We start from the raw sequence: 11,840 nt of genomic DNA on the forward strand, positions 1-11,840 counted from the left end.
AACAGTCAGGCCGCCAGGCTGGGCGCGATGCCGAGCCTGGCCGCGACCTGCTCGCGGCCACCAGCTTTCATCCAGGCGTCGACCTGCTTCGCATGCAGCACCACTTCGCTCATATCGGAGTCGAAGCCGAAGAAGCGATACGGCAGACCTAGCGCATCGAGGGTGTCGCGCATCGCGCCCATGCCGCGCACCAGGTTCGGGCCGCCGCGGCCAATCACGACGTACAGCGGCGTGGCCCCGTGACGGCTGAAATGCTCACGCAGGGCATCGGCCATCGCGCGGAAGGTCTCGAAGATGTCCGTGTTATTCGATTTGCCGCCGATAATGAACAGCACGTTGCTCTGTTTGAGCCAGTGCTTAAAGCAGATGCGCGCCACTTCCTTCATTTTTTCGTACGGCGGGTTGCCGCCAAAGTCCGAGGAGATGATGGCGTCGTCGCCGAGCATCTGGGTGACGAGCGAATTCGCCCCTCCGCCGAAAGTCGGCGCGAGGATGGTGCCTGACGAATTGATCACGTAGACGTCGCTCTGCCCCTGGTAGGTGCGCAACTGGTTGATCTCCTGCTCGAAGTCGGAGTAGTCCACCGCAAACAGGCTGGCCGGCAGATTCAGACGCCGCCAGCGGGGGTCGTCGCGATCGAAGCCACATTTGAAATCGCAAGCAACGGGCGTCATACGGCCTTTCTTGTCCACCCGCATGCGGATCGGATTCAACTCGAGCGTCGTCATGCCGTAGTCGTGGTACAGCTCCCACAACTTGGGCAGGTGCTGCACCAGCGGCGAAATGATCTGTTTGGGCGCCCCGAGCGCGGACAGCGCATTGGCCACGACAAAGGCTTTCAGCCCCGTGAGCGGATCGAATGGCACCTGCGCCACCTGGGTCCTGTCGAGTTCCTCGATGTCCATGCCGCCGTGGTGGGTGAGCGTCATCGTTGGCGCCCGGAAGTGCGTCGAGTCGGTAATCGAGAAATAGACCTCGTGTTCGGCAGGCACGCCTGCCTCGAAGGTAACGCCGTTGGCCTTGGCCACCGTGTTGCCGACGCTGTGCTCCACAAAGTACAGACGCTCCTTTTCTTTCAGCGCAGTCTTCAGGTCAGTGGCCTTGCCGATCAGGCCGGCCTTGCCCTTCTTGCCGACACCACCCTTGAACATCGGCTTGATGAAAATCAGGCCGTGCCTGTCGATCAGCGCACGGATCTCCTCTTCGCTGGCGCTCGGCCCCAGCACTTCGGTGGTGGGGAAATCGACGAACTGGAGCATCCTTGAGCCATGGAACATTCCGGTGACTTGCATGATGTGCCTCCTTAGAAGAGCATTTCGCTAATGGTCAAACAGGATGGGGACCGGCAGATTCAAAGTCGGAAGAGCTTGCCGGCAGCACCACTTGACGCTTCGCACGGCCGTGAATGCGCAAGCGCGGCGGCGTCCGGCGCTGTCCGGAGACTGGCTCGGGTGTGGGGTTTTCTGGAGGGGGGAGCCGATGAAGCATTCGTGCACCGCCACGTCGTGCGCTTCGTGCGCTACCTGCCGCACGGCCGTCGGGTCGGTGGGTTCGCTCGCTCTCGCGATGTGGCTGAACAGGGCACGGACGGCCTGTCCGCTCGCCGGTCTCAACCAGATCGAGCTTGTCGCTTGCATTCATTTCGTCTCCTCCCGGCGGTTCGCATGAATGACGCCGCCGCGTGTTTTGACCTGTAAAAAGCAATGACCATGCCAATTTCCGCGAGCCGATACGGCAGCGCCCAAACCGTTGATTTAATTTATTTTTCGATCGACCAACCCACGGCGCCAGAACGGAATACCGGAATAGCAAAGGCGGTGGCGTATGGTTTCCCGTGCGCGCCAGTCAGGTCAGACATCAGGGCTCGAGCCAAAGCGCAGCACGCAGAAGCCAGCGGAGCGGCGCCACATCGCGCCGCCCGATAAAATAAAAAGCACTACCGAATAAAATCAGAAATCAGAGCCCCAAGGCCACCATACGGCAAAAAGCAAAGGGCTCGCGAGCCCCTCATTGCATATGCTGGCCACCGTTGATGGCGATGTTGGCGCCGGTCACAAAGGCGGCCTCATCGGAAGCCAGATAGATGATCAGGCCAGCCACTTCCTCCGGCTTGCCGAGGCGGCCGACCGGGATATTGGGCAGGATCTTCGAGTTCAGCACTTCCTCGGGAATGGCCGTCACCATCTTCGTGCCGATGTAGCCAGGCGAGATAGTATTCACGGTCACGCCCTTCTTCGCGACTTCTAGCGCCAGCGCCTTCGTGAAGCCATGCACCCCGGACTTGGCCGCCGAGTAATTGGTCTGGCCGAAGGCCCCTTTGGAGCCGTTGACTGACGACACGTTGATGACACGCCCCCAGTTGCGCTCGACCATGCCGTCGGCGACCTGTTTGGTCATGTTGAACAGGCTGTCGAGGTTGGTACGCAGCACCGCGTCCCAGTTGACCTTGTCCATCTTCTTGAAGGTCATGTCGCGCGTAATACCGGCGTTGTTGACCAGTACGTCGACCGGACCGAGTTCGTCCTGCGTGCGCGCCACCGCGCTCGCACAGGAGTTGATGTCGGTCACGTCGCACGGCACAGCGAGAATTTCGTAACCGTTCGCCTTCATCTGCGCGACCCATTCGCCGTGCCGGGAGTTGCCGGGCGAGTAGGTCACGGCCACCTTGTAGCCGGCGTCAACCATCTTGGTGGAAATCGTTTCGCCCAGGCCGCCCATTCCGCCAGTGACGAGTACTACGCGGTTTTGTGTCATGCTCATTCTCCTCGTTGGTCAATAAACTCGTTCATGCCCGCTCGACGGCGAGTGCCACACCCATGCCGCCGCCGATGCACAGCGACGCTAGGCCTTTGTTGGCGCCGCGGCGCTTCATCTCGTGCAGCAGCGTCACGAGAATCCGGCAGCCGGACGCGCCGATCGGATGACCGATGGCAATGGCGCCGCCGTTGACATTGATCTTGCTGGTGTCCCAGTCCATTTCCCGGTTCACCGCACAGGCCTGCGCGGCGAAGGCTTCGTTGATCTCCATCAGGTCGAGGTCCTGCGCCGACCAGCCTGCGCGCTTGAGGCACAACCGGGAGGCTGGCACCGGACCCATGCCCATGAGGGTCGGGTCGAGGCCAGCCGACGCGTACGCGCGGATTACGGCGAGCGGACGCAAGCCGAGTTCAGCCGCGCGCTGCGCGCTCATGACCAGCACGGCGGCTGCGCCGTCATTCAGGCCCGACGCATTGCCCGCCGTCACCGATCCGGACTTGTCGAAGGCCGGCCGCAAACCGGCCAGCACGTCGGCGCTGGTCTTGCGATTAACGAACTCGTCCGCGGCGAACACAATCGGCTCGCCTTTTTTCTGCGCGATGGAGAACGGCAGGATCTCGTCCGCGAAGCGGCCAGCGTCCTGCGCCGCAGCGGCTTTCTGCTGCGATGCAAGCGCCAGCGCATCCTGCATATCGCGCGTGATGCCGTACTCTTTGGCGACGTTTTCGGCCGTGGTGCCCATGTGATACTGGTTGTAGACGTCCCACAGGCCGTCGACGATCATGCTGTCAACCAGTTTCGCGTCACCCATGCGGAAGCCGTCGCGGGAACCCGGCAGCACATGCGGCGCGGCACTCATGTTCTCCTGGCCGCCCGCCACGACGATCTCCGCGTCGCCGCATTTGATGGCCTGCGCCGCAAGCATCACAGCCTTGAGGCCGGAGCCGCACACCTTGTTGATGGTCATAGCGGGAATGGCCTGCGGCAGTCCGGCTTTGATGACAGTCTGACGCGCCGGATTCTGGCCTGCCCCGGCGGTCAGAACCTGCCCCATGATGACCTCGCTGACCGTATCGGCAGCCACGCCGGCCTGAGCGAGCAGGCCCTTGACGACATGAGCGCCGAGATCAACCGCAGGGGTCCTGGCGAGGGTGCCGCCGAACTTGCCCACGGCGGTGCGGGCGGCGGCGACGATAACGATATCGGACATGTTCACTCCTTCTAGGTGGATGATGCTAAAACACACAACCGGTGGCCTCAGCGCGCCTTGTCTTTGACGTAACGGCCCAGTGCCGGCTCGATCACAGGGTATTTGCGGTTATCCGCCTTCTTAGGTGCGTTGACCTGACCTCCGGCGTGCCCGGCGAGCCAGGCATTGGGATCGCGGGGTGACGTGATCACGGTTTTCGTGCCTCGAAGGTGAGCGATTGGGACGAAAAGCGTCAGTGCAGCTTTACATGCGGTTCGGTGCGCCGCACGATGAGACGCGCAAGCGTGTCGAGCGCAACCTTGGGAAAGCCGTGCAGTGCCAGCTCGTGCATCTTGTAGAGCGACAGGTACATCAGACGCGCGAACAGGCCCTCTATCACCAGGTTGCCGCCGATCAGTCCGCCCATCATGTTGCCGACCGTGCTGAACTCACCTAACGACACCAGCGAGCCGAAATCCCGATAGCGGTATTCGTCGAGGTGCTTGCCCGCCAGCCGGCGCCGAATCTGCCGCACCATATGCGTGGCCTGCTGATGCGCGGCCTGCGCGCGAGGCGGCACGAGGGCACGTTCCCCGGCCTGGGACCAGGCGCACGCCGCGCAATCGCCGATGGCAAAGATGTTCTCGTCGCGGCTGACCTGGAGCGTAGGCAGCACCACCAGTTGATTTGCCCGATTGGTCTCGAGACCGGCGATGTCCTTCAGGAAATCGGGTGCCTTGACGCCGGCCGCCCAAACCACCAGTTCGGCGGGCAGTAACTGGCCATCGGCGAAGCGCACGCCATCCGGCAACACTTCGGCTACCTTAGCATTCGTGCGCACCTCCACGCCAAGCCGGCGTAACAGGTCCTCCGTTGCCTGCGACAAGCGCGGCGGTAAAGCCGGCAGCACGCGCGGGGCGGCCTCGATGACTGTCACCCGGATGTCCTTGTCGGCATCGACGCGGTCGAGGCCGAAGGCCACCACTTCGCGAGTCGTCCGGTGCAACTCCGCCGCCAGCTCGACCCCGGTAGCGCCGGCGCCGATGATGGCCACCTGCAGCTGTGCGGGTCTGAGCGGCGTGGTCTGCGCGTGTGCTCGGATGCAGGCATTGACCATGCGCGAATGGAAACGCAGTGCATCGGCGGCCGACTCCAGCCGCATCGCGTGCTCGCGCACGCCCGGCGTGCCAAAGTCATTGCTCTGGCTGCCGACGGCCATCACCAGGGTGTCGTAGCCGAATGCACGCTGCGGCGTAACCTGCTGGCCATCGCCATCGACGTGAGGCGCTACCAGCACCTCACGCCGCTCACGATCCAGGCCCACCATCTCGCCAACTCGATAGCGGAAATGATGCCAGTGCGACTGTGCGAGATAACCCACTTCGTGCGCGCTCATGTCCATGCTGCCGGCGGCGATCTCATGCAGCTTGGGCTTCCAGACGTGAGTGCGGTTTTGTTCGATCAGCGTGACCTCGGCCTGACCACGCCGGCCAAGTGTGTTGCCCAGCCGGGTGGCCAGTTCGAGCCCGCCCGCGCCGCCGCCAACAATGACGATGCGATGACGCTCGCGCGAGCGATCGGTTGTCGTGTTCATGGATTGACCCCGCTCCAGTTCTCAGCGCCGTGCGGTCACCGGCATAGGTTGTTCAACGGCGTCGAGCACGGCCTCGGGCTCCTCGCCCGCTGTCATTGGCCGCTCCGTTGCGAACCCGCATCGACGGTGGCAAGCGCCGTCATGTTGACGATCCGGCGCACCGTCGACGAAGGCGTGAGGATATGCACCGGCCGCGCCGCCCCCAGCAAGATGCCGCCGACCGTGATACCCCCACCCGCCGCCATCCGCAGTAAGTTGTAGGAGATGTTGGCCGCATCGACGTTGGGCATCACCAGCACATTGGCCTCCACGCTCAAACCTGAGTCTGGAAACTCGTGTTCGAGGATCGTGCGCGACAACGCCGCGTCGCCGCGCATCTCGCCGTCCACTGCAAGCGCTGAATCAAGCGCCCTCACAATCGCCAGTGCCTCGCGCATCTTGACTGCGCAGCCCGCATCCGAGCTGCCAAAGCTTGAATGCGACAGCAACGCCACACTTGGCACGATCCCGAAGCGCCGCACCTCTTCGGCTGCCAGCAGGGTGATCTCGGCGATCTGCTCAGCCGTCGGATCGAGATTGACGTGGGTGTCACAGATGAACAACTGACGCCCCGGCAGCATCAGCATCTGCATGGCCGCAAACGTCTGCGTGCCGCGCTTCAGGCCAATCACGTCGCTCACGTAGCCGAGATGATCCTGATAGCGTCCAAAGGTGCCGCACAGCATCGCGTCGGCGCGGCCTTCGCGCAGTGCCATCGCGCCCAGCAGGGTGCCGTGGCTGCGCATCTCCGCCTGTGCCTGCGCGCTCGACACGCCGAGGCGGCGTACAAGGCGGTAGTACGCCTCTGCGGCCCCACCGTAAACCGCCGCATCCAACGGGTCGACGGATTCGAAATCGGTGCCGGGCCGCAGGCGCAGACCGTATTGCGCAATGCGCTCGGCAATCACCTCCGGCCGGCCGACCAGCAGTGGATGCGCGATTCGCTCGTCCACCGCCACCTGCGCGGCGCGCAGCACGCGCTCGTCTTCGCCTTCCGCGTAGAGCACCCGCTTTGGCGCCCGCTTGGCGGAGGCAAACACCGGCTGCATCGCGCTGCCAGACTGGTAGACGAACTGACTCAGACGCTGGCGGTAAGCGGCCAGGTCGTCGATCGGCCGCGTGGCGACGCCGCTGTCCATCGCCGCCTGGGCGACCGCAGGCGCCACCACTTCGATCAGGCGCGGATCGAACGGCTTGGGGATCAGGTACTGCGCGCCAAAGCGCAGACCGACGGCACCATAGGCTTGCGCGACGACTTCGGGAATTTCGGCGTGCGCGAGCTCGGCAATCGCACGCACGGCGGCCAGCTTCATCGCCTCATTGATCGTAGTAGCGCCGACGTCGAGTGCGCCGCGGAAGATGAAAGGGAAGCACAACACATTGTTGACCTGGTTCGGGTAGTCCGAACGACCAGTGCCCAGGATCGCGTCGGGGCGCGCGGCGAGCGCCTCTTCGGGCATGATCTCCGGCGTCGGGTTGGCCATCGCCAGGATGATCGGCGCGCGCGCCATGCGCTTGACCATCTCCGGCTTGAGCACGCCACCGGCAGACAGCCCGAGAAAAATGTCAGCCCCCTCGATGATCTCTCCCAACGTGCGCGCTGAGGTGTCCTGAGCATAGCGCGCCTTGTTCGGATCCATCTGCTCCTTGCGGCCGGCGTAGACCACGCCGTTGCTATCGGATACGAACACGTTGCGCATCGGCAGCCCGAGGCTGACGATCAGGTCAAGGCAGGAGAGCGCCGCGGCACCGGCTCCCGAGGCCACCAGCTTGACCTCGGCAATATCCTTGCCGACATGCTTGAGCGCATTGAGTATGGCCGCCGCAGCCACGATCGCTGTGCCGTGCTGGTCATCATGGAAGACCGGAATCTTCATGCGCTCGCGTAGCTTCTGCTCGATGTAAAAGCACTCAGGCGCCTTGATGTCTTCGAGGTTAATGCCGCCGAAAGTCGGCTCCATGCGCGCGATGGTGTCGATCAGCTTGTCGGGGTCGGTCTCGTCGAGTTCGATATCGAACACGTCGATGCCGGCGAACTTCTTGAAGAGACAGCCCTTGCCCTCCATCACCGGCTTGCCGGCCAGCGCGCCGATGTTGCCGAGTCCCAGCACCGCCGTGCCGTTGGTGATGACGGCCACGAGGTTGTTGCGCGCCGTCAGGTTGCCGGCCTCGCGCGGATCGTCGACGATCGCGAGGCAAGCCTCCGCGACACCCGGCGAATACGCCAGACCGAGGTCGCGCTGGGTGACCATGGGTTTGCTCGGCGTAACCGAGATCTTGCCCGGCGTGGGATAGCGGTGATAGTCGAGTGCGTCTTCGCGCAGATTGTCCGTCATGGTCGTCTCCAGAGTTTTTTAGACCGGCGTCGCGGCAGGAACAGGTACGGGTATGGCAAGCGGCATGTCGCGCAGCGCAGCGGCAACAGAATCGAGAAAACGCTGCGGCAACTCGGCGTGGACCCAGTGGCCCGCTGCGCCGATGACCTCGACCTCCACCTGCTCAAACATCGGGCGAAACTCGGCGCCGTCGAGCCGCGCGACGTAACCGGAGCATCCGCCGGCAATCACGTGTACCGGCTGCGAGCAGCGCATTTCGCGCAATTCGGCGGGGAAAGCACTCAGGCACTGGATGGCGGTGGCAATGCCCGGCAGGTTGGTACGCCAGTCAACGAGCGCATTGCCCAACGCCGGGTGCTGCATGAGAATCGGCACCAGACGGGTCAGGCGCTCCCATGCGTCGGCGTGACCGAAGGCGCCGAGCATGCCCGCGCCGCGCATCGCGTCGGTGAACAGCAACAGGTGATCGGCGTAACTGACCGGCGCAATGTCGACCACGATCAGGGGGCCCACGCGCTCGGGATGCAACAGGGCAAGCGCCATCGCCGTCTTGCCACCCATGCTGTGCCCCATGATCGCGGGCCGCTCCAGCCCCTCTTGCTCGATCAGGCGGAGCACGTCGTCGGCCATCTCGGGGTAGCTCATCGAGTCGGCCCACGGCGACTCTCCGTGGTTGCGCAAATCCATGCTGATCACGCGGTGAGTACCGGCCAGAACCTGCGCGATGCCCCGCCAATTGCTGGCGGAGCCGAACAACCCGTGCAGGATCAATAGCGGCGGTCCGTCGCCGATCGATTCGTATGCCAGATCAAGTGTCATGGTGCGGGGCCTATTTCTTCTTCTGCGGAGGCAGATCGGTGCAATGCCCTTCGAAGACTTCCGCGGCCATGCCGATCGACTCGCCCAGGGTTGGGTGCGGGTGGATGGTCTTGCCGATATCGGCCGGCTCACAGCCCATCTCGATTGCGAGGCACACCTCGCCGATCAGGTCGCCCGCGTGGGTGCCGACGATGCCACCGCCAATGACGCGATGGGTGGCTTCGTCGAAGATCAACTTGGTGGAGCCCTCGTCGCGACCATTGGCGATCGCGCGTCCCGATGCTGCCCACGGAAACAGCGCCTTACCGTACTTGATGCCTTCCGCCTTGCACTGCTCTTCCGTCTTGCCGGCCCAGGCCACCTCAGGGTCGGTGTAGGCGACAGACGGGATCTGACGCGCGTCGAAGAAGCTCGCTTCGCCATGCGCCGCTTCCGCCGCCACATGCGCTTCATGCACAGCCTTGTGCGCCAGCATCGGCTCACCGACGATGTCGCCGATCGCAAAGATGTGCGACACGTTGGTACGCATCTGCCGATCGACGTGAATGAAGCCGCGCTCAGTCACCACCACCCCGGCCTTGTCGGCGCCAATCTTTTTGCCGTTCGGGCTGCGGCCCACGGCCACCAGCACGAGGTCGTAAAGTTGCGGCTCGCCGGGCGCAATGCCGCCGTCGAAGCCGACCTCAATACCGGCCTCGGTCGCTTTCGCACTCACCGCACGCGTCTTCAACATCACGTGACCGAAGCGGTGTGCATTCATCTTGTCCCAAACCTTCACCAGGTCACGATCGGCTCCCTGCATCAGGCCGTCGAGCATCTCGACCACATCGATGCGTGTGCCTAGCGTCGAATAGACCGTGGCCATCTCCAACCCGATGATCCCGCCGCCCACGACCAGCATGCGCTTGGGGATGCTCTTCAACTGCAGCGCACCGGTCGAGTCGACCACGCGCTCGTCCTCGGGCATGAAGGGCAGTTTCACCGCCTGCGAACCCGCCGCGATGATTGCCTTGGCGAACTTGACGACGCGTTTGCCGCCGTCCGCCGCCACAACCTCGAGGTGATGCGGATCGACAAAGCTGCCGACACCGGTAAGCACTTCAACCTTGCGTGCCCGGGCCATACCGGCGAGGCCGCCGGTAAGCTTGCCGACCACTCCGTCCTTGAAGGCGCGCAGCTTGTCGAGGTCGATCTCGGGCGCGCCGTAGCGGATGCCGTGATCGGGTAGATGCCTGACCTCATCCATCACCGAAGCGGTGTGCAGCAGCGCCTTGGACGGGATGCAGCCCACGTTCAGGCACACGCCGCCCAGCGTCGCGTAACGTTCGACCAGCACTGTCTTCATGCCGAGATCGGCGCTGCGAAAAGCTGCTGAGTAGCCGCCGGGGCCAGCGCCAAGCACCAGCACCTCGCACTCCACATCAGCCTTGCCGCCATAACTCGAGGCCGGCAGCGGCGCCGTGGCAGGCGCAGTTGGGGGCGCCGCGACCGGCAACGAGACCGGTGCAGATGCGGCACCGGTGGCCTCGACCAGCAGAATCACCGAGCCTTCGCTGACCTTGTCGTCGACCTTTACCTTGAGTTCCTTAACCACGCCGGCATGTGTGGACGGGATCTCCATCGAGGCCTTATCGGACTCGACCATGATCAGGCCGGTATCGACGGCGATCACCTCGCCGACCTTCACCATCAACTCGATCACTGCGACATCCTTGAAATCGCCGATGTCGGGCACTTTCACTTCTACGAGATTGGTCATTGCAGTACGCCCATCAGAACAGAACGCGCCGCAGATCGGCGAGCAGGTTGGCGAAATGGACGTTGAAGCGCGCGGCGGCAGCGCCGTCGATCACGCGATGGTCCCAGGACAACGACAGCGGCAGCGTCAGCCGCGAGGTCCAGCTCTTGCCGTCGCTGGAGTGCTGCTTCCAGTAGCTCTTGCACACGCCCATGATGGCGACCTCGGGTGCGTTGATGATCGGCGTGAAATAGATGCCGCCGATGCCCCCGAGCGAACTGATCGTGAAGCTGCCGCCCTGCATCTGTTCGGGTTTGAGCTTGCCCTCGCGGGCCAGCTTTGCCAGCTCGGTCATCTCCTTCGCGATCTCGGGCACGCTCTTGCGATCGGCATCGCGGATCACAGGAACCACCAGCCCGTTCGGCGTATCAGCCGCAAAGCCGATGTGGTAGTACTGTTTCAGGACGAGCGCGTCACCGTCGGCGCTCTTCTCAAGGCTCGCGTTGAACTCGGGAAACGCCTTTAGCGTAGCCACCGCTGCCTTCATCATGAACGGCAGCATGCTGATCTTGATGCCCGATTTCTCCAGTTCCTTGTTCATCTGCACGCGGAACTGCTCGAGATCGGTGATATCGGCTTCGTCGTGCGTGGTGACGTGCGGAATGACCACCCAGTTGCGATGCAGGTTGGCCGCCGAGATCTTCTTGATGCGCGATAGCTCCTTACGCTCGACGGGGCCAAACTTCGCGAAGTCGACCTTGGGCCAGGGCAGCAGGTCCAGACTGCCACCGCCAGCGGGCACCGCAGCGCTTTTTGCAGCAGTCCCGGCAGTGGCAGCCGACACACCGCCATTGCTCGCAAATGCTTCGACATCAGCGCGTACGACGCGACCGTGCTCGCCAGTGCCTTTGACCTTGCCAAGATCCACGTTCAGCTCGCGCGCCAGCTTGCGCACCGCCGGGCCCGCATACGCAAGCGCGAAGCCGGCTTCGTCGAAGCCGCATGCAGACTTTGCCGGCGCTGGCTCAGGTGCAGGTGCAGGTGCAGGTGTAGGTGCAAGTGCTGCTACGGCAGCCCCGGGCGAGGCCACGGATGTGGAAGACACCGCTTCAGTGGCAAGGGTCATGATGACGCCGCCTTCGCTAACCTTGTCGCCAACGCTCACCTGGATCGCCTTGACCACGCCGGCGAGCGGCGCCGGCACATCCATCGTCGCCTTGTCCGATTCGAGCGACACCAATGGGTCTTCAGCCTTGACCGTGTCGCCGACCTTCACGTATATCTCGATCACCGGCACGTCGTGGAAGTCACCGATGTCGGGCACTTTTATATCGATTGCCTGGTTCATGTGTTGTGTCATCCTCAGCA

Annotated in this window: 9 protein-coding genes; all 9 read right to left on the reverse strand. The window is 63.5% G+C overall.

Annotated features, from left to right (window positions below; genetic code table 11):
* Positions 1 to 5 precede the first annotated feature (5 nt).
* The 9 genes from HHL24_RS04230 to HHL24_RS04270 all read right to left on the reverse strand — a co-directional run bounded on the left by HHL24_RS04230 (position 6) and on the right by HHL24_RS04270 (position 11,820).
* Positions 6 to 1,292 (reverse strand): ATP citrate lyase citrate-binding domain-containing protein, encoded by a 1,287-nt coding sequence (locus HHL24_RS04230; protein WP_169484166.1) that lies wholly within the window; start codon positions 1,290 to 1,292, stop codon positions 6 to 8.
* Between the two features lie 715 nt (positions 1,293 to 2,007).
* Positions 2,008 to 2,760 (reverse strand): acetoacetyl-CoA reductase, encoded by a 753-nt coding sequence (gene phbB, locus HHL24_RS04235; RefSeq protein ID WP_169484167.1) that lies wholly within the window; start codon positions 2,758 to 2,760, stop codon positions 2,008 to 2,010.
* A gap of 25 nt (positions 2,761 to 2,785) precedes the next feature.
* Complete coding sequence (locus tag HHL24_RS04240; RefSeq protein ID WP_169484168.1) at positions 2,786 to 3,967, reverse strand: acetyl-CoA C-acetyltransferase; 1,182 nt, start codon at positions 3,965 to 3,967, stop codon at positions 2,786 to 2,788.
* 47 nt (positions 3,968 to 4,014) lie between these two features.
* On the reverse strand, positions 4,015 to 4,158 hold the full coding sequence (locus HHL24_RS04245; protein WP_169484102.1) for a hypothetical protein: 144 nt from the start codon (positions 4,156 to 4,158) through the stop codon (positions 4,015 to 4,017).
* A gap of 41 nt (positions 4,159 to 4,199) precedes the next feature.
* Positions 4,200 to 5,540: an NAD(P)/FAD-dependent oxidoreductase gene (locus HHL24_RS04250; protein ID WP_169484170.1), complete on the reverse strand. Its 1,341-nt coding sequence runs from the start codon at positions 5,538 to 5,540 to the stop codon at positions 4,200 to 4,202.
* A gap of 92 nt (positions 5,541 to 5,632) precedes the next feature.
* The gene (locus tag HHL24_RS04255) at positions 5,633 to 7,915 is read right to left on the reverse strand and encodes an NADP-dependent malic enzyme (protein WP_169484171.1); all 2,283 of its coding nucleotides are present in this window, start codon (positions 7,913 to 7,915) and stop codon (positions 5,633 to 5,635) included.
* Between the two features lie 18 nt (positions 7,916 to 7,933).
* Complete coding sequence (locus HHL24_RS04260; protein WP_169484173.1) at positions 7,934 to 8,734, reverse strand: alpha/beta fold hydrolase; 801 nt, start codon at positions 8,732 to 8,734, stop codon at positions 7,934 to 7,936.
* Between the two features lie 10 nt (positions 8,735 to 8,744).
* Positions 8,745 to 10,493 carry a dihydrolipoyl dehydrogenase gene (gene lpdA, locus HHL24_RS04265; protein ID WP_169484175.1) on the reverse strand — a complete coding sequence of 583 codons (1,749 nt, stop codon included), beginning with the start codon at positions 10,491 to 10,493 and terminating at the stop codon, positions 8,745 to 8,747.
* 13 nt (positions 10,494 to 10,506) lie between these two features.
* Entirely contained in the window at positions 10,507 to 11,820 is a 1,314-nt protein-coding gene (locus HHL24_RS04270) for a dihydrolipoyllysine-residue acetyltransferase (RefSeq protein WP_169484177.1), read from the reverse strand.
* Positions 11,821 to 11,840: the final 20 nt, after the last annotated feature.

Source organism: Paraburkholderia polaris, assembly GCF_012927345.1.
Taxonomy (GTDB): Bacteria; Pseudomonadota; Gammaproteobacteria; order Burkholderiales; family Burkholderiaceae; genus Paraburkholderia; species Paraburkholderia polaris.

Bases quoted from the DNA above. Each gene is read 5' to 3' on its own strand.
- HHL24_RS04230 (WP_169484166.1), bottom strand. From the start codon at position 1,292: ATGCAAGTCACCGGAATGTTCCATGGCTCAAGGATGCTCCAGTTCGTC.
- phbB (WP_169484167.1), bottom strand. From the start codon at position 2,760: ATGAGCATGACACAAAACCGCGTAGTACTCGTCACTGGCGGAATGGGC.
- HHL24_RS04240 (WP_169484168.1), bottom strand. From the start codon at position 3,967: ATGTCCGATATCGTTATCGTCGCCGCCGCCCGCACCGCCGTGGGCAAG.
- HHL24_RS04250 (WP_169484170.1), bottom strand. From the start codon at position 5,540: ATGAACACGACAACCGATCGCTCGCGCGAGCGTCATCGCATCGTCATT.
- HHL24_RS04255 (WP_169484171.1), bottom strand. From the start codon at position 7,915: ATGACGGACAATCTGCGCGAAGACGCACTCGACTATCACCGCTATCCC.
- HHL24_RS04260 (WP_169484173.1), bottom strand. From the start codon at position 8,734: ATGACACTTGATCTGGCATACGAATCGATCGGCGACGGACCGCCGCTA.
- lpdA (WP_169484175.1), bottom strand. From the start codon at position 10,493: ATGACCAATCTCGTAGAAGTGAAAGTGCCCGACATCGGCGATTTCAAG.
- HHL24_RS04270 (WP_169484177.1), bottom strand. From the start codon at position 11,820: ATGAACCAGGCAATCGATATAAAAGTGCCCGACATCGGTGACTTCCAC.